This window comes from Methylobacterium brachiatum (assembly GCF_900113845.1).
Lineage (GTDB): Bacteria > Pseudomonadota > Alphaproteobacteria > Rhizobiales > Beijerinckiaceae > Methylobacterium > Methylobacterium brachiatum.
On record NZ_FOQW01000002.1, the window covers coordinates 240,014 to 257,467 of the forward strand.

A 17,454-nucleotide genomic window follows, 5' to 3' on the forward strand; every position below is an offset into this window, starting at 1 on the left:
TGCCCGTCCGGGCCTTACGCCTTCTTCTCCGGCAGGTTCAGGCGGATATGCAGCTCGCGCAGCTGCTTGGGCGTCGCCTCGGCGGGGGCGCCCATCATCAGATCCTCGGCACGCTGGTTCATCGGGAACAGCACCACCTCGCGGATGTTCGGCTCGTTGCACAGGAGCATGACGATGCGGTCGACTCCCGGGGCGATGCCGCCGTGCGGCGGGGCGCCCATGCGCAGGGCGTTCAGCATGCCGCCGAACTTCTGCTCCAGCACCTCGTGGCCGTAGCCCGCGATGGCGAAGGCCTTCTCCATCACGTCGGGGCGATGGTTGCGGATCGCGCCGGAGGACAGCTCGATGCCGTTGCAGACGATGTCGTACTGGAACGCCTTGATACCGAGGATTCTCTTCGTGACTTCGCCGTCCTGGCCTTCCGTGGCCAGGGCATCGAGGTCGAGGGCCAGGAACTCCTCGCGGTCGATGTTCGGCATCGAGAACGGGTTGTGCGAGAAGTCGATCCGCTTCTCCTCCTCGCTCCACTCGTACATCGGGAAGTCGGTGATCCAGCAGAAGGCGTACTGGTCCTTGTCGCACAGGCCCAGCTCGTCGCCGATCCGGATGCGGGCCTTGCCGGCCAGCGCCGCGGCCTTCGCCTCGGTGCCGGCGGAGAAGAACACTGCGTCGCCGGCCTTGGCGCCGGTCTTCTGCGCGATCAGCGCCTGGACCTCGGCCGGGATGAACTTCGCGATCGGGCCCTTGCCGGTGAGCTGGCCGGCCTCCTCCTCGAACACCACGTAGCCCAGCCCGGGGGCACCCTCGGTGCGGGCCCAGTCGTTCAGCTTGTCGAAGAACGAGCGCGGCTGGCTCGCCGCGCCGGTCGCCGGGATCGCCCGGACCACGCCGCCGGACGCGATCACGCCCTTGAACGCCTTGAACGCCACGTCGTCCCGGGCGAACAGGTCGGAGACGTCGGCGATGATGAGGGGATTGCGCAGGTCCGGCTTGTCGACGCCGTATTTCAGCATCGAATCCGCGAAGGTGATGCGCGGGAAGTCCTTCGTGACGCGCTTGCCCTCGGCAAACTCTTCGAACACCCCGCGCAGGACCGGCTCCACCGCCTGGAACACGTCCTCCTGGGTGACGAAGCTCATCTCGATGTCGAGCTGGTAGAACTCACCCGGCGAGCGGTCGGCCCGGGCGTCCTCGTCGCGGAAGCAGGGGGCGATCTGGAAGTACCGGTCGAAGCCGGCGATCATCGTCAGCTGCTTGAACTGCTGCGGCGCCTGCGGGAGCGCGTAGAACTTGCCGGGATGGACCCGCGACGGCACGAGATAATCGCGCGCGCCTTCAGGGGACGAGGCGGTCAGGATCGGCGTCTGGAACTCGAAGAAGCCGCCGTCGCGCATCCGCCGGCGCAGCGCGTCGATGATCGCCCCGCGCTTCATGATGTTGGCGTGGAGCTTGTCCCGGCGCAGGTCGAGGAAGCGGTAGCGGAGCCGCGTCTCCTCCGGGTATTCGAGGTCGCCGAAGACCGGCAGCGGCAGCTCGCCGGCCGGGCCGAGGACTTCGAGGTCGTCGATATAGACCTCGACCGCCCCGGTCGGCAGCTCGGCGTTCTCCGTTCCGGCGGGCCGGGTGCGCACGCGCCCGTCGATCCGCACGACCCATTCCGAGCGCGCCACCTCGGCCGCCTTGAAGGCCGGCGAGTCGGAATCGACCACGCATTGCGTCAGCCCGTAATGGTCGCGCAGGTCGATGAACAGCACGCCGCCATGGTCGCGGATGCGATGGCACCAGCCGGAGAGCCGGACGGTCTGTCCGACGTCGGACGGGCGGAGCGCCCCGCAGGTGTGGGAACGGTAACGGTGCATGACGGGCTTCTTCTCTGGGAAGGCCGGCACCATTCACGCGAGGCCCCCCAAGTCAAGCATGGGCGGCTGGAATCCGGTGCCGGATCGGGCCGCCGACCTACCGGATCGAGCGGTCGATCCCCATATGATGTCTATGAGGCACAACGCTTTTTCCGATCCGAAGGGCCGCCCCGCCCGGCCCGTCGAAAGCCCGCCCGGCGCCTGGCGCACGCTGCCGCTCGATGGCCGTTTCGACCTCGTCTACGAGGACGCGACCGGCACGTGGAGCAACCGCTCGCTCTCGGCGCGCGAGCTGAAGCTCGGGCCGGGGCGCACCCTGCTGGGCGGTATCGACATGCGACACGGCGGTTATCGCGGCTTCCGGGTCGACCGGATCCGCCGCCTCACCGACGGCGCGACCGGCGAGCGCGTCGAGACCGGCATCCTGGACCGGCTCCTCGGGCGCGCCGAGGCCCAGCGCCGGGCCGACGCGGTGCGGATCCGCCGGCAGACCGAGGCGCGCCGGCGTGCGGCCCTGGCCGGCCCGGCGTAGACGGCGCGACGACGTTGACCGTGTGAAACATGGGGACCTTCGCGTCGGCGGCTCCCCATGACGGCGTCGGTTGCGTATAGCCGGATTCATGGACCTGATTACGACCACCGCCGCGCTGCACGACGTCTGCACGCGTCTCGCCGAGCAACCCTTCGTGACCGTCGACACGGAGTTCATGCGCGAGACGACGTACTACCCGAAACTGTGCCTGATCCAGATCGCGGCGCCGGACGGGACGGGCGTATTGGTCGATCCCCTGGCCACGGGCATCGACCTGCAGCCGTTCATTGACCTGATGGCGGACGAGCGGACCGTGAAGGTGTTCCACTCCGCCCGTCAGGACCTCGAGATCATCTGGCTGATGGGTGGGATCCTGCCGCAGCCGTTCTTCGACACCCAGGTCGCCGCCATGGTCTGCGGCTACGGCGACTCCGTGTCGTACGAGCAGCTCGTCAACGACGTGGCCAAGGCCAAGATCGACAAGTCCTCGCGCTTCACCGACTGGTCGCGCCGTCCGCTCTCGGAGGCCCAGCTCAGCTACGCCCTGTCGGACGTGACGCATCTGGTGAAGGTCTACGAGGTCCTCGTGGCCGAGCTCCTGCGCACGGATCGCGGCGCCTGGCTCGACGAGGAGATGGCGGTTCTCACCTCGCCGGAGACCTACCGGGCGGATCCCACGCAGGCCTGGCGGCGGCTGTCCGGCCGGATGCGCAAGCCCCGCGAGATCGCCGTGTTGATGGAAGTGGCGGCGTGGCGCGAGAGCGAGGCCCAGGCCCGCAACGTCCCGCGTGGTCGCGTGCTGAAGGATGAGGCGGTCATCGACGTCGCCTCTGCGGCGCCGCGCAACGCCGAGGCCCTGGGCCGGCTGCGCACGATCCCAGCCGGGTTCGAGCGCTCGCGCACCGGCACCGATATCCTGGCGGCGGTGGAACGCGGCCTCGCGCGGGATACCGGCGACATCCGCATGCCCGAGCGGATGCGCCGGAGCGGCGGCAACGGCGCGATCGTCGAGCTGCTGAAGGTTCTGCTGAAGGCGGTGTGCGAATCCGAGGCCGTCGCGCCGAAGATCATCGCGACGGTCGACGATCTCGAAGCCATCGCGGATGACGACGCGGCCGAGGTGCCGGCGCTCCAGGGCTGGCGCAGAACCCTGTTCGGCGACAAGGCTCTGGCGCTCAAGCAAGGCCGCCTCGCGCTCTCCGTCGAGAGCGGGCGCATCGTGGTCCGGGAAGTGGAGCCGACGGGCGCCGCCGATCGGCCCGCCGCGCTCGGTTGATCAGGGCGTTCCTGCCCGGAGCGCTGCGATGGGTCGGGCGTCCGGGACGGGGGACCCCGACGGCGGGTCCGTAGCCGGGGCGCGCGCTCCTGCCGGCAACCCACTCAGTTTGTCGGGCCAGCGCGTCACGAGGGCGTGACACGCCGCGGTGGCAGGATTAAGTGGCAAAGGCGATTGCCACTTAATCCTGCCACCGCGTCCCGCGTATGTTCGAGCCGAACGAGATTCTCACGACGCTGACCGGGCGCGGCCTCGTTACGGCCGAGGGGTGCGAAACCGTGCGGGTTCGCTACCGCGTCGTGGTGGAGCGCCGGCAAGGCGGTCTCTTCGCCTATGGCGATCTCCATGGCAGCCATGCCGGGCTGCGGCCGATCTGGCTCGAACCCGATGCGCAGTTGCGCCTCAAGACCGGTCGCCGCCTCGACATCTCGTTGACGGACCTCGTCGGCGATACCGCGGAGTTCGAGAGCACTGGCGCGGTCGGAGCCCTCTGACGGGCGGTCTCGCGCACAGATATCGGTCAACCATCGCGCAATACAGATTTGAGGCGAATCGCCCGCCCCGATTCTTCTGTTTCGCCGTCCGCCTTGAGTCTGCGGCCTGCTGGCAGCGCTTGATGCACTGAACGCTCGGCGTGCCGATTGTCCCACCGCTCGAAACGTCAGGACGATTCGGCAATCACAGCATCGCGATCACCGCCGCTCATTGCGTAGCCGGACCGCTTACAACCCATGCGGCGAGAGAACGCAGCACCCTCAACCTATGAAACAAGCGTCTGGTTTCCGCAGGGGGCGATTGCGCACCGCAACCCCGGGGAGGGTCGGGTGGCGTGCCAAACGGACACAGGTCAAGACCAGCCTACGCAACCGAAGCATAGTTGAACGCGGCATTCTCGCCGGCTGTGCAAGACTTGCATGGGCGTGCGTCACGCCGACGCGAGATCGAACCGTAGACCTCCTGCCGCGCTTGTGCGCCGCAACATTTCTTTTCGCGCAGCAATGACATTCCACCAGGCTTTGTCATGCGAAAAGAAGCTTTCACCGTGTCGTCAGCGTCAGAGAACAGCGAGTTGACGGCGCTCAAAAATCTCTTAAGGTCCGTTCAAGCTTCGGTTTCGAGGGGGCCGCCTCAGGGATGGCGGCTCCTGGCGAGGGGATCTTCTGGTCTCCTCAAGTCCGCTACGCCCGCTACCGAAGCGTCCATCCCTGTCGCAAACAGTCAGGTCGGGGTCCGAGCGACGCCACTCTCTCAGCGCGTCTGAAAGACTCTTAAGACTTGTCGGAGGAACCCATGAGAGCGGTACATCTCCTCGCGCTCGGCGCAGGTGTCGCGGCCATCGCCGCGCCGGCGCTGGCCAACGAAAGCGTCCTGAAGAGCATCGCCAACCCGGCGGAGCAAGCGCTTCAGACCGTCGACTACGCCAATACGCGCTATTCGAAGCTCGATCAGATCAACGCGTCGAACGTGAAGAACCTCCAGGTCGCCTGGACCTTCTCGACCGGCGTGCTGCGCGGCCACGAGGGCTCGCCGCTCGTGATCGGCAACATGATGTACGTCCACACGCCGTTCCCGAACATCGTGTACGCTCTCGACCTCGAGCACGAGGCCAAGATCGTCTGGAAGTACGAGCCGAAGCAGGATCCGTCCGTGATCCCGGTCATGTGCTGTGACACGGTCAACCGCGGCCTCGCTTACGCCGACGGCGCCATCCTGCTGCACCAGGCCGACACCACCCTCGTGTCCCTCGACGCCAAGACCGGCAAGGTGAACTGGTCGGTCGTCAACGGCGACCCGAAGAAGGGCGAGACCAACACCGCCACGGTTCTGCCCGTGAAGGACAAGGTCATCGTCGGCATCTCGGGCGGCGAGTTCGGCGTGCAGTGCCACGTCACCGCTTACGACCTGAAGACCGGCAAGAAGGTGTGGCGCGGCTACTCCGAGGGCCCGGACGATCAGATGATCGTCGACCCGGAGAAGACCACCTCGCTCGGCAAGCCGATCGGCAAGGATTCCTCGCTGAAGACCTGGGAAGGCGATCAGTGGAAGACCGGCGGCGGCTGCACCTGGGGCTGGTTCTCGTACGATCCCAAGCTCGACCTGATGTACTACGGCTCGGGCAACCCCTCGACCTGGAACCCCAAGCAGCGTCCGGGCGACAACAAGTGGTCCATGACCATCTGGGCGCGTAACCCGGATACCGGCATGGCCAAGTGGGTCTACCAGATGACCCCGCACGACGAGTGGGACTACGACGGTATCAACGAGATGATCCTCACGGATCAGAAGATCGACGGCAAGGAGCAGCCGCTCCTGACCCACTTCGATCGTAACGGCTTCGGCTACACGCTGAACCGCGAGAACGGCGCCCTGCTGGTCGCCGAGAAGTTCGATCCGGCCGTCAACTGGGCGTCCAAGGTCGACATGGACAAGGGTTCGAAGAACTACGGCCGGCCGCTGGTCGTGTCGAAGTACTCGACCGAGCAGAACGGTGAGGACACCAACTCCAAGGGCATCTGCCCGGCGGCCCTCGGCACCAAGGATCAGCAGCCTGCTGCCTTCTCGCCGAAGACCAACCTGTTCTACGTGCCCACCAACCACGTCTGCATGGACTACGAGCCGTTCCGGGTGACCTACACCCCGGGCCAGCCCTACGTCGGTGCGACCCTGTCGATGTACCCGGCCCCGAACTCGCACGGCGGCATGGGTAACTTCATCGCCTGGGACGGCGTCAACGGTAAGATCAAGTGGTCCAACGCCGAGCAGTTCTCGGTCTGGTCCGGTGCTCTCGCCACCGCCGGTGACGTGGTGTTCTACGGGACCCTCGAGGGTTACCTGAAGGCGGTCGACGACAAGAGCGGCAAGGAGCTGTTCAAGTTCAAGACCCCGTCGGGCATCATCGGCAACGTGATGACCTACCAGCTCAAGGGCAAGCAGTACGTGGGCGTCCTCTCGGGCGTCGGCGGCTGGGCTGGCATCGGCCTCGCGGCCGGCCTGACCGACCCGAACGCCGGCCTCGGCGCGGTGGGTGGTTACGCGGCTCTGTCGCAGTACACCAACCTCGGTGGTCAGCTGACCGTCTTCGCTCTGCCGAACTAATCGGCCGCAGGGTCTCGGTAGCAAAATGGTGCCGGCGCGGGTTTCCGCGCCGGCATCCTTGTGATTAGAATTTGTTGTAAGAGGCTGCGGCTCAACGCGAGACGAAGGGCCTCGCTCTAGGGAGACTACACGTTGCACAACCTCAGCAACATCGTAACGCGGCCGGTTCTCGCCGCCCTCGCCCTAGCGACCGTTTCCGCGGTTGCCGTACATGCTGAGGATGCCAAGCCTGCCGATCCGGCGCTCGCCAATTCGCTCAACGCGAATGACAAGACCGCCGAGCAGGACCCCGCACTACTGAAGAAGAACGCCGCCGTTAAGGTCGAGGACGGCAAGTATCTCGATGCCGACGGCCATCCGACGTATCACGTCACCAACGACGGCAAGAAGCTCGACTGGTACACCTACTCCGGTTACCGCCGCTATCACGCCGAGTGCCACGTCTGCCACGGTCCCGACGGCATGGGCTCGACCTACGCGCCGGCGCTGAAGGACTCGCTGAAGACCCTCTCGTACGAGGAGTTCATCGGCATCCTGGTCGGCGGCAAGCAGGACGTGAGCGCGTCCGAGCAGAAGGTCATGCCCGCCTTCGGCGATAACAAGAACGTCATGTGCTACTCGGACGACCTCTACACCTACCTCAAGGCGCGCGCCGACGGCGCGGTGGGCCGCGTGCGTCCCTCCGAGCACGAGGACAAGCCCGAGGCCGCCCGGAAGGCCGAGAAGGAGTGCATGGGCGGCTGATGTCCTCCCCTGCATCGTCCTTCACCCGGACGCTCGCCCTCTGCGCCCTGTCGATGACGGTGGCGCAGGGGGCTGCCGCGCAGCACCTGCCGGACACGGTCACGACCGATGTGCTGCGCGTCTGCGGCGATCCCGGCAACATGCCGTTCTCCGAACGCAAAGAAGACGGCTTCGAGAACAAGATCGCGGCGATCATCGCCGACGAGCTGAAGGTCAAGCTCCGCTATTACTGGCTGACGCAAGGCCCGGGCTTCGTGCGCAACACGCTCGGCACCGGCCTGTGCGACCTCATCATCGGCCAGGCCTTCGGCAGCGACCTCGTCCAGACCACCAACCCGTATTACCGCTCGTCCTACACGCTGGTCACCCGGGCAGGTGAACTCGACGGGATCACCGCCCTCGACGACCCGCGGCTGAAGGGCAAGGCGATCGGGGTGATCGCCGGCACGCCGCCGGTGAACCGGATGGGCGATCTCGGCCTGGTCTCGACCATGAAGGCCTACGCGCCCTACCAGCTCGACCCCTCCCGCAAGTTCCAGACGGTGGGCGCCGAGATCATCGGGGCGCTCGCCGCCAAGGAGATCGACGCGGCCGTGCTGTGGGGACCGGCCGCCGGCTGGCTCGCCAAGCAATCCGGCACGCCGATGACGGTCGTGCCTCTGCTTAAAGAGCCACCGCGTCCGCCGATGGCCTACCGGATCGCCATGGGTGTGCGGCTCGGCGAGAACGACTGGAAGCGCTCGCTGAACACCGTCCTGCGCAAGCGCAAGTCCGATATCGACAAGGTGCTGCGCGAGTACGACGTGCCGCTGCTGGACGACGAGGAGAGCAAGCTCGCCGAGCCGAACGAGCGCTGAGCGGGTTCAGGCCCGCTCGATCCCGCTCCGGTCGAGCTTTGCCAACGCATCGATGACCCGCTCGCCGCCGATCACGAGATCGGGGGCGATCTCGGCCAGCGGCACCAGAACGAACGCCCGCTCGCGCACATGGCGGTGCGGCAGCACGAGACGGTCGTCGTCGACGGCCGCGCCCTCATAGGCCAGGACATCGATATCGATCACCCGCGGCCCCCAGCGCTCCTCGCGGACCCGTCCGAGCGCGTGCTCGACGGCCAGGCACGCATCGAGCAAGCCGTGCGGGTCGAGGTCGGTGTCCACGGCCACCGCACCGTTGAGGAACCAGGGCTGATCGGTCTTGCCCCAGGGCGGCGTCCGGTAATCGGCCGAGCGGGCGACCACCCGGATACCCGGCGTGGCACCGAGCCCCGCAACCGCGCGGTCCAGCATCGCGGCCATGTCGCCGATATTGCTGCCGATGCCGAGATAGGCTCTCACGCGTTCTCTCCGCGGTGGCGCGTGATCTCGATGCTGACCCCGTCCAGGATCGCCGGGACCGGCGCGCTCGGCTTGTCGACCCGCACCGTGATCGCTTCGACCGCGCCGAAGCGCTCGAGAATCGTGGCCGCGATCGCCTCGGCCAGAGCCTCGATCAGGTTGAAGCGCCGCTCCGTGGCGATATCCACGACGATCTGCGTGAGATCCGCGTAGCTCACCGTGTGGGCGACGTCGTCCGAGCGGCCGGCCGGCGCGAGATCGAGTCGCGCACCCAACGAGATATAGAAGCGCTGGCCGAGCACCGCCTCCTCGGGCAGCACGCCGTGGCGGCCGAACACCGCGATGCGCGCGACCCCGATCCGGTCCGTGCTCATCGGGCCTCCGGGCGCATCACGGCGTCGACGACCCGCATTGCATCGATATGGGCGGCGACATCGTGCACCCGGACGATGTCGGCCCCCAGGGTCGCCGCGAGGGTGTGGGCCGCCAGGGATCCATGGAGCCGGTCCGCCGGCCGGGTCTCGCGATCGTGCAGGCGGCCGAGCAGCGACTTGCGGGACACTCCGACCAAGACGGGGAAACCGAGAGCCCGGATCTCGGGCAGGCGCCGGAGCGCCTCGAGGTGCTGCGACCAGGTCTTGCCGAAGCCCACACCGGGATCGAGCACGATGTCGCGGTCCGGAATGCCCGCCCGGCGGGCGATGTCCAGCGAGCGCTCGAAGAAGGCCCGCATGTCGGCAACGATGTCGAGGTCGGCGTCGATGGTCTCGCGGTTGTGCATGATCACGACCGGCGCGCCATGCGCGGCCGCCACCGTGGCGATGTCGGGCTCGCGCTGGAGGCCCCAGACGTCGTTGACGATGCGGGCGCCGGCCTCAAGGGCGACGCGGGCCGTGGAGGCCTTGTAGGTGTCGATCGAGATCGGGACCGTCAGACGGGGCGCCACGGCCCGGATCACCGGCAGGACGCGGGCCTGCTCCTCCTCGGCCGGGACGGGAACGTGGCCGGGCCGGGTCGACTCACCGCCGATATCGAGGATCGCGGTACCCTCGGCCACGAGGCGCTCGGCCTGGGCGACGGCTTCGGCCTCGCCGGTGAACAGGCCGCCGTCGGAAAAGGAGTCGGGCGTGACGTTGAGGATGCCCATGACCAGCGTGCGCGACCCGAGGCCGGGCAACAGGTCGGACAGGCCGGGGGAGGGGGGCACGGATCGGGTCCCGTTCTCAGGAGCGGTTCGGGACCCGGTGTGATCGAAACCACAGGCCAGCGCAACGCCGACCGTCACCGTTGCGTCATCAGCCGCGATAGCAGCGGATTTCCGCCTCGGCCTGGGCGCGCCGAAGATCCGCGACCTTGTCGTCGAAGATCTTGGTGGACTTGAACTCGTTCGCCCGGTTGCCGATGCCCTGGCGCATGGACAGGACCGTGCTGGCCTGGACGTACTTGTCGTAGGGCAGGATCGCGGCGAGCTGGTCGAGCGAGCAGGAGCAGCGCTGCATGCTCTCGCGGGTCTGGCCGTTGGCGGCCATGCAGCCGAAGACGTAATCGACCCGCGCGTCGGTGGGATAATCGTTCTCGTCCGCCGCCCAACCGGCGATGGCCGAGAGGGACAGGGCGAGGGCCGCCAGCGCGCCGCGTTCAGCCAGCTTTCTGATCATAGCTCAGCTTCTCCTCAAGCAATTCGCCACCCTCGGCGTTTTTCGACTGCGCCTCGATGGAGACGATCTGGCCGGGAACCTCCGGGGACGTGATGAAGGTGTAGGTCATCTTGTCCATGCCGCGCATGCGCTGTTCCATGGCATCCTTGGCGAAGGGCTGAATCTCGACCCGCCAGCCATCGACTTCGCGTCCGCCCACCGTGACCTTGGTCGGCGTCACAGCCGCGCCCTCGCGCAGACCCTTGCGGATCGCGAGCTTCAGGTAACGCGGATTCGCCTCCAGGACCTTCGCCAGCGAGCGCAGATGGTTCTCGAGGAAGAGCGAGACCACCGGGTTGCCGCTCATATCCTCGAAGGGGCCAGCCGGCATCCGGTTCATGCCGGAGAACATCGTCACGCTGATGTCCCGCCCCTCGGGGCTCTTCCCGGGCTCCAGCTTGAGCGTGACCGTATCCGAGAGCGGCGGGCCGAAGGGGCCCTTGGAAATGCCCGACCGGCGCAGGTAATCGTACGTGATCGTCGAACCGGGAGCGGCATTCTTCATATGCGGCTGGTCGAACAGGAGATCGGCCGCACTGGGCGGGGCCGCCGCGTTGACCTGGGTGACCGCTCCGGGCTTGGGCGCATCCTCGGCAAGCGCCGGCATCGCGGCCAGCACCAGCGCAACGGCTGTCGTGGCGAGAAGCTTCACGAGTTGACTTCCTCCTTGAACGGCGACCGGACGTTGCTGCCGATCGTCCGATAGACGTAATCCGGCGGGGTCTCGGCCGCCTCCTCGACGGCGAGCGCCCGCACCTTGGCGTGGAGCGGCGAGAGCGAGCAAGCCGGGTCCGTGGCCGCGGCATCGCCGGCGAGCGCCAGGGCCTGGCACCGGCAGCCACCCCAATCCTTCTCCCGCCGGTCACAGGAGCGACAGGGCTCCTGCATCCAGTCGGTCCCGCGATAGGCAGTGAAGGCCGGGGAGTCCCGCCAGATCTCCCCGAGGGAGTGGTCGGTGACGTGCCAGAATTCGAGGCCCGGGATCGTCTCGGCCGCGTGGCAGGGCAGGACCTTGCCCTGGGGCGTGACGTTCATGAGCTTGCGGCCCCAGCCGCCGGCACAGGCCTTCGGGTATTTCGCGTAGTAATCCGGCACGACGAGGTCGATAACGAGCTGACCCTTGAGGCGCTCGCGCGCGGCCTCGACGATCCGGATCGAGGCATCGACCTGCGCCTTGTCCGGCATCAGGGCGGCACGGTTGACGTAGGCCCAGCCGTAATACTGCGTGTGCGCCACTTCGAGCCGCTTGGCGCCCATCTTCACGGCGAGGTCGATGAAGCCCTCGACCTCGTGAATGTTGCCGCGGTGGATGACGGAGTTCAGCGTCAGCGGCAGACCGAGCTCGACCACCTTGGCGGCGAATTCGAATTTCTGCGGCTGTGCGTTCTTCAGGCCGCCGATCTTCTCGGCATTCTGCGCGTCGACGCCCTGGACCGAGAGCTGCACGTGGTCGAGCCCGACATCGTAGAGCGCCTGAAGCTTGGACAGCGCGCCGCCGACCCCGGAGGTGATCAGGTTCGAGTAAAGCCCGAGATCCGCGCAGGTCTTGGTGATCTCGACGATGTCGTTGCGGGCGGTCGGCTCGCCGCCCGACAGGTGAACGTGAAGCACGCCGAGGCCGGACGCCTCGGTCAGGATGCGCTGCCAGGTCGCCGTGTCGAGCTCGCCGGACCGGCGATCGAGCTCCAGCGGATTCGAGCAATAGGGGCAGCGCAGCGGGCAGCGATGGGTCAGCTCGGCGAGCAGACCGACCGGCGCCGGCACGTCCGGCCGGTTCGGCGTCAGTGCGTTCATCGCTCCAGGACCCGTTTCTCCGCCAAGCCGTCCAGCATCACGAGGATGTCGGCCTCGATGGCGCGCGGGTCGGCCGCATAGGTCCGACCCAATTCATCGGCGATCGCCGCGACGGTGCGGTTGCCGTCCACCAGCTTGAGCACCGCCACGGCGTTGTCGTCGAGGTCGAAGGTCCGCTCGGGGGCGAGCAGGACGTGTTTGCCGCGGGTCTCGTCGTGGCGCAGGCGGACGCCGCGCGGCAGGCGAGGCCGATCCCCGGCGACCATCTTGCGAACACCGGGCGCCGCCTGAGACGCCGGTGCCTCGGCGACCAGCCCGGTCCCCGGCGTCCAGGCGTCCGGCGGGATCATCCCGGGGGCGACATAGGCGAAGTAGAGAGCGTCGAGCTGCGTCCAGAGCACGTTGCACTTGAACGTCAGCGCGGCCATCGCCTGGCGCTGCAGCTCGGGCGTCGTCGCATGCGTCTTCACGTAGTCGAGGGCGAAGTCGGCGTCGCGCGGCGCCTGGGTGAGGCGCTTGTCGAAATAGGCCAGCGTGTCCTTGGTGATGAAGTCGTAGTTCTTCAGCATTCCGGCGACGCGCTCGGAGATGATGGTCGGCGAGAACATCTCCGTCAGCGACGAGGCAATCGCCTCGAGCAGGCTCTTCTCGGCGACGAAATGGACATAGGCCTCGACGGAGAACTTCGTCGCCGAGAGGATGCCCCGGGTCGAGAGGACGTAGTCGCGCTCGAAGCCGACGCCCTCGGCGAGCTTCAGCCAGCGCTCGATCCCGCCGTCGCCCGGATGGTCGCCGTCGTGATCGACGATGCGCTGCCGCCAGATCCGGCGCAGGGACGCGTCGGTCATACGCGCGAGGACGGCGGCGTCCTTCACCGGGATCATCGCCTGGTAATAGTAGCGGTTGAGCGCCCAGGCCCGGACCTGATCCTTCGAGAGCTTGCCGTCGTGCAGGAGCCGGTGGAACGGATGCAGGTTGTGGTACCGGCGCGCGCCGATATCGCGGAGCGCCGCCTCCAGCTCGTCCGGGCTCAGGAGGCGCTGGCTGTCAGCGGCATCGGGGGTCGGGAAGACTGCGTTCATGGCGTTTCCGGAATCCGTCCTCGGGTCGCGTTTCCTGTATTCCGATCCCGCCCTGGCTGAGGGCGTCGTCGTCATCCCAAAACCGGTCGCTGCCTTTCGAGACGAGAGCCCGGTCGGGTGAATATCCGGGCGTGGTATCGATATAGTGCCGACCGGGCCCGCACCCAACCGCTGGTCGAATGTGCCTCAGAGGGCGAGGCTCAGCCCGTCATGGGCCACTGTCCAACCGGCCGCCTCGACATCGGCCCGTTCCGGCGAGCCCTCGACCAGGACCGGGTTGGTGTTGTTGATGTGGACGAAAACCCGACGCCCGATCACTGTGTGGGCCAGGGCGTCGATCGAACCGTTCGCGCCGCGCATCGGGACATGGCCCATGCGCCAGCCGGTCTTCGTGCCGACCCCGGCCCGGATCATGTCGTCGTCGTGCAGGACGGTGCCGTCGAACAGCAGGGCGTCCACGCCGGCGATCCGGTCGCGCAGCCCGTCCGTGACCCGGGCGCAACCGGGGATGTAGGCGAGGCGACGGCCATTCGCCTCGATCAGGGCGCCCACGGTGGTCTCCGTTTCGGCGCCGATCTCCATGGTCTCGTCTTCGAGCCAGAGCGGCACCTTGCCGGGTACCGGGAACAGCGTGACCGACAGGCCGGGCAGGGGCTCGAAACGCCGGTCCATGGCGACCGCCTGCCGGGCGACGACGCCCTCGGCCATCACGTCGAACACGCGGTTGGCGTTGACCGAATCCAAGATGCCGCGGGTGGCGTAGAGCGTGTAGGGCTGGCTCTCGCGCAGGGTCAGGAGGCCCGCCACATGGTCCACGTCCCCATTGGTCAGGAGGACGGACCGGATCGGCGAATGCCGCAATCCCTCCTGGGGATGCATCTGGGGATTGTCGAAAAGCTGCTGCCGGATATCGGGCGACGCGTTGATCAGGAGCCAGTCGGTTCCGTTTGCGGAGACCGCGATGCTCGACTGCGTCCGGGGTCGCACCCGGTCGGGCTCGGACCGCGCTAAGGCGCAGATGGGGCAGCGGCAATTCCACTGGGGAAGGCCGCCGCCGGCCGCGGAGCCGAGGATCACGACGCGCATGGTGCGGTTCCCGCGATCCCCGGCCCCTGGAAACTCAGTTGAAGGTGTCGATCTCAGCGGACTCGTAGCTGGTCACTTCCATGCCGACGCAGATCTCGGACACAACGGGGGCAGCCCACTTCATGGTGTTTCTCCTTGGCGGTATCCTCACCAAGCGTCACGGGTTCCTAAGAGGCCCCTAAGACACTGATGGCGCTCTGATTTCCGGCGCGCACTCGATATCGGCGATTCAGCTGCGGTCTTCAAGCACTAACTTGCCGGATCCTCCCAAATTTTTCGTGAGACTCGACCTAAATGCCCGGCGCCGCGTCGGAAACGTTACCGAATTCGACTTAAGTATAGTCGGTCATTGACGGAAGTCGGGACCGCGCAGCTCGAGCATGAAGCCCTTGCCCCGGACGGTGACCAATCCCGGGCCGCCAAAGCGCACGAAGTCGGCCATCTTGGAGCGCAGATAGCCGATATAGACGTCCACCACGTTGAGCGAGAGGCCGCCCTGGCTGGCCCAGAGACGGTCGAAGATGTCGGCCCGGGACACCGGCTTGCCGATGCTCTCCATCAGCATGGCGAGCAGGTCGGCCTCCCGGGGGGTCAGGCGCGCGCTGGCCTCGCCGCAGCTCGCTTGGCGGGTGTCGAGATCGAGCATCAACCGGCCGGCGGTGATGCGCGAGCGCGGCGCCTCGGCCTGCTCCCGCCGCATCAGATGCGTGCGCAGGCGCGCCACCAGCTCGTCGAACACGAACGGCTTGACAATGTAGTCGTCGGCGCCGAGCGCCAGCCCCTCGGCGCGGTCGCGGATCTCGTCGCGGGCGGACAGGAACAGGATCGCGCCCGGAAAGCCACCCTCACGCAGCGACCGGCAGACATCGTGCCCGGACCCGTCCGGCAGGTTGATGTCGAGCAGGACCGCGCCGGGCGCCGGATCATGAGCGGCTTTCAGCGCCTCGTCGACGCAGGCGGCGGTGCCGACCTCGAACCCCTCGGCTTCCAGGCCGCGGGCCAGAAGGCCCCGGATATCGATATCGTCCTCGACGATCAGGATCCGCGTCATGCGGCCGGCTCCCTCACCTGCGCGTCGCCGGCCGCGTTCCCGGCCGTGCCGATCTCCCATGCCGGATCGAGCGCCGGCATGTCCAGGCTGACCCGGGCGCCGCGCCCGTCCGGGCCGGCGCCGAGGCGGATAGTGCCGCCATGCTGCTCGACGATCCAGCGCGCCAGGGCGAGCCCGATGCCGAAGCCGGTCTCGTCCGGGCTCGCCCCGGCACCGCGCCGGAACCGCTCGAACAGCTCGGCCTCGGAGGCGCCGAAACCCGGGCCGTCATCCGTGACGGTGATCCGGGCGCGAGCGCCGGGCTCGGCCGACAGCGCGACCTCGACCCGGGTCAGCCCCTTGGCGTGGCGCAGGGCATTGTCCACCAGGCTCTCGACGGTCTGGCGGAGCCACTCGCGGTCGGCCAGGCATTCGACGTCCTGGCTGCCGGGATCGAGGCTGAGCGCCACCCGACGGCGGGCGGCCTCGGAGCCCATATTGTCGACGGCCTCTGCGAGCACCGAGGCGAGGCCCAGGGGGCGCTTGTCGAACTCGATCTCACCGGATTCGGAGCGGGCGACGCGCAGCAGGTCCTCGACGCGCAGCTTCAGCCGCTGCGCCCGCTTGCGGATCGTCGTGAAGACCGGCCCCGGATCGGCGCCCCGGGACACGCCGCGCAGGGCGAGATCGCATTCGCCCAGGATCACGGTGAGCGGCGTGCGCAGCTCGTGGCTGACATCGGCGAAGAAGCGCCGTCGCGAGCGGTCCACGGCCTCAAGCCGGGCATTGGCCGCGCGCAGATCCGCGGTACGCGCCGCCACCGTATCCTCCAGTGCCGCCCGGTCGGCCGCGACCCGGGATTCGCGACGGGCGAGCCGCGCGGCCATGCGGTTGACGTTGGTCATCAGCAGGCCGAGTTCGTCGCGGGTCGCCACCGAGAGGCGGGTGTCGAGGGCGCCGTGGCCGATCGCGCTCGCGGCCCGCCGGACCTCCTCGATCCGCGCCAGGGTCGGCCGGGTCACACTGCGATAGAGCACCGCCAGCAGGACCAGGGCGGCCGCCACCGCGGAGGCCGCCGCCACACGCAGCCGTGCCGAGAGGGCCCGCGCCTGCTCGGACCCCAGCGCCATGCTGCGCCGCTCGGCCTCGATCAGGAACGAGAGCGGCTGGCCGGTCATCGCCCCGAAGCCGTTAAGCGCGCCCTTGATCGCGTCCTGGCGCTTCTCCGGCTCCGTCTGGCGGTTGATCCGGGCCACCTGCCGGTCGAGCACGACCCGGGCGGCGCGCAACTGCGCCATCGGGCGCGTCCGCGCAGCGTATTGCATGCGGTCGGCCGGGTCGTCGCTCGGCGGGAAACTCTGCGCGAGCGCCTCATCCACCGTGGTCAGCGCCCGGTCGGCATTGTCGCGGGCGATCGCCATGGCCTCGGGCTGCCCGTCGGGATTGCCCACAGTCTCGACCGCGGCCAGGCCGAACTGGGTCAGGCGGCCGGACAGTTCGGCGAGCAGTTCCAGGCGTCGCTGCGCCTCCAGCGTACGGTCGACGGTGCGCTCGGCGGCCGCGATCGAGGCCAGAGCCGCGATAGCCGCGAGCATCACCACGACGGCGGTGCCGCCGAGCAGCAGCGCGAAGCGGAGCTTCAGCGAGCGCATCGGCCCCGTCCCGGAGGGAAGCGCCGTGCGCGGTTGCCCCGCGCCGTCACAGATTCTTCGGCAGGCTGCCGCGCGCGGCGCAGCGCCAGCGCTCGACGTGCCAATCCGGGTGGGCGGCCTGCCAGGTCGCCAGCGCGCTCTGCGAATGGCGCAGGCAGATGAACGGATTCGAGCCCTCGTAGGACATCTCGATCCGGTCCTCGCGGCAGGTCGAGGGCTGGGCGACGAGGCAGATGGACAGAAGCAGGAGCATGGGCGTCTCCCTCGTGCAT

19 protein-coding genes are annotated in these 17,454 nt (G+C 68.0%); 6 read left to right on the forward strand and 13 right to left on the reverse strand.

Annotated features, from left to right (window positions below):
- Positions 1-14: 14 nt before the first annotated feature.
- On the reverse strand, positions 15-1,859 hold the full coding sequence (gene aspS / locus BMZ47_RS01090; RefSeq protein ID WP_091858085.1) for an aspartate--tRNA ligase: 1,845 nt from the start codon (positions 1,857-1,859) through the stop codon (positions 15-17).
- 133 nt (positions 1,860-1,992) lie between these two features.
- On the opposite strand from aspS, the gene BMZ47_RS01095 reads away from it, so the two are divergent.
- The 6 genes from BMZ47_RS01095 (at position 1,993) to xoxJ (ending at position 8,364) form a co-directional block, all read left to right on the forward strand.
- On the forward strand, positions 1,993-2,391 hold the full coding sequence (locus BMZ47_RS01095; protein ID WP_208600998.1) for a hypothetical protein: 399 nt from the start codon (positions 1,993-1,995) through the stop codon (positions 2,389-2,391).
- Between the two features lie 88 nt (positions 2,392-2,479).
- The gene (rnd, locus tag BMZ47_RS01100) at positions 2,480-3,667 is read left to right on the forward strand and encodes a ribonuclease D (protein ID WP_091857685.1); all 1,188 of its coding nucleotides are present in this window, start codon (positions 2,480-2,482) and stop codon (positions 3,665-3,667) included.
- Between the two features lie 206 nt (positions 3,668-3,873).
- Positions 3,874-4,161, forward strand: coding sequence for a hypothetical protein (locus BMZ47_RS01105; protein ID WP_007564406.1), 288 nt, complete (start codon positions 3,874-3,876; stop codon positions 4,159-4,161).
- A 796-nt stretch (positions 4,162-4,957) separates the two neighbouring features.
- A complete protein-coding gene (gene xoxF1 / locus BMZ47_RS01110) occupies positions 4,958-6,763 on the forward strand; it encodes a lanthanide-dependent methanol dehydrogenase XoxF1 (protein WP_007564409.1) in 1,806 nt (601 codons plus the stop codon).
- 132 nt (positions 6,764-6,895) lie between these two features.
- Positions 6,896-7,507, forward strand: a complete 612-nt coding sequence (locus tag BMZ47_RS01115; RefSeq protein WP_007564411.1) for a c-type cytochrome, methanol metabolism-related — start codon at positions 6,896-6,898, stop codon at positions 7,505-7,507.
- Positions 7,507-8,364: a rare earth element methanol dehydrogenase accessory protein XoxJ gene (xoxJ, locus tag BMZ47_RS01120; RefSeq protein ID WP_167368976.1), complete on the forward strand. Its 858-nt coding sequence runs from the start codon at positions 7,507-7,509 to the stop codon at positions 8,362-8,364. Before BMZ47_RS01115 ends, xoxJ begins: the two co-directional genes overlap by 1 nt.
- A 6-nt stretch (positions 8,365-8,370) precedes the next feature.
- On the opposite strand, the gene folK is transcribed toward xoxJ, so the two are convergent.
- The 12 genes from folK to BMZ47_RS01180 form a co-directional block, all read right to left on the reverse strand.
- Complete coding sequence (gene folK, locus BMZ47_RS01125) at positions 8,371-8,841, reverse strand: 2-amino-4-hydroxy-6-hydroxymethyldihydropteridine diphosphokinase (RefSeq protein ID WP_091857687.1); 471 nt, start codon at positions 8,839-8,841, stop codon at positions 8,371-8,373.
- Positions 8,838-9,215: a dihydroneopterin aldolase gene (gene folB, locus BMZ47_RS01130; protein ID WP_091857688.1), complete on the reverse strand. Its 378-nt coding sequence runs from the start codon at positions 9,213-9,215 to the stop codon at positions 8,838-8,840. The genes folK and folB overlap by 4 nt, the downstream gene beginning before the upstream one ends.
- On the reverse strand, positions 9,212-10,048 hold the full coding sequence (folP, locus tag BMZ47_RS01135) for a dihydropteroate synthase (protein WP_091857689.1): 837 nt from the start codon (positions 10,046-10,048) through the stop codon (positions 9,212-9,214). Before folP ends, folB begins: the two co-directional genes overlap by 4 nt.
- An 88-nt stretch (positions 10,049-10,136) precedes the next feature.
- On the reverse strand, positions 10,137-10,499 hold the full coding sequence (locus BMZ47_RS01140) for a hypothetical protein (RefSeq protein WP_091857691.1): 363 nt from the start codon (positions 10,497-10,499) through the stop codon (positions 10,137-10,139).
- Positions 10,480-11,190 (reverse strand): hypothetical protein, encoded by a 711-nt coding sequence (locus tag BMZ47_RS01145; protein ID WP_007564423.1) that lies wholly within the window; start codon positions 11,188-11,190, stop codon positions 10,480-10,482. Before BMZ47_RS01145 ends, BMZ47_RS01140 begins: the two co-directional genes overlap by 20 nt.
- Positions 11,187-12,332, reverse strand: coding sequence for a pyrroloquinoline quinone biosynthesis protein PqqE (pqqE, locus tag BMZ47_RS01150; protein ID WP_091857693.1), 1,146 nt, complete (start codon positions 12,330-12,332; stop codon positions 11,187-11,189). The genes BMZ47_RS01145 and pqqE overlap by 4 nt, the downstream gene beginning before the upstream one ends.
- Complete coding sequence (gene pqqC, locus BMZ47_RS01155; RefSeq protein WP_091857696.1) at positions 12,329-13,414, reverse strand: pyrroloquinoline-quinone synthase PqqC; 1,086 nt, start codon at positions 13,412-13,414, stop codon at positions 12,329-12,331. The genes pqqE and pqqC overlap by 4 nt, the downstream gene beginning before the upstream one ends.
- Positions 13,415-13,600: 186 nt before the next feature.
- Positions 13,601-14,500: a pyrroloquinoline quinone biosynthesis protein PqqB gene (gene pqqB / locus BMZ47_RS01160; RefSeq protein ID WP_091857698.1), complete on the reverse strand. Its 900-nt coding sequence runs from the start codon at positions 14,498-14,500 to the stop codon at positions 13,601-13,603.
- Between the two features lie 34 nt (positions 14,501-14,534).
- Positions 14,535-14,624: a pyrroloquinoline quinone precursor peptide PqqA gene (gene pqqA / locus BMZ47_RS01165; RefSeq protein ID WP_007564431.1), complete on the reverse strand. Its 90-nt coding sequence runs from the start codon at positions 14,622-14,624 to the stop codon at positions 14,535-14,537.
- A 222-nt stretch (positions 14,625-14,846) separates the two neighbouring features.
- Positions 14,847-15,551, reverse strand: coding sequence for a response regulator transcription factor (locus tag BMZ47_RS01170; RefSeq protein ID WP_007564433.1), 705 nt, complete (start codon positions 15,549-15,551; stop codon positions 14,847-14,849).
- The gene (locus BMZ47_RS01175) at positions 15,548-17,182 is read right to left on the reverse strand and encodes a sensor histidine kinase (protein WP_091857701.1); all 1,635 of its coding nucleotides are present in this window, start codon (positions 17,180-17,182) and stop codon (positions 15,548-15,550) included. The genes BMZ47_RS01170 and BMZ47_RS01175 overlap by 4 nt, the downstream gene beginning before the upstream one ends.
- A 46-nt stretch (positions 17,183-17,228) precedes the next feature.
- Positions 17,229-17,435: a hypothetical protein gene (locus tag BMZ47_RS01180; RefSeq protein ID WP_007564437.1), complete on the reverse strand. Its 207-nt coding sequence runs from the start codon at positions 17,433-17,435 to the stop codon at positions 17,229-17,231.
- Between the last annotated feature and the right edge of the window lie 19 nt (positions 17,436-17,454).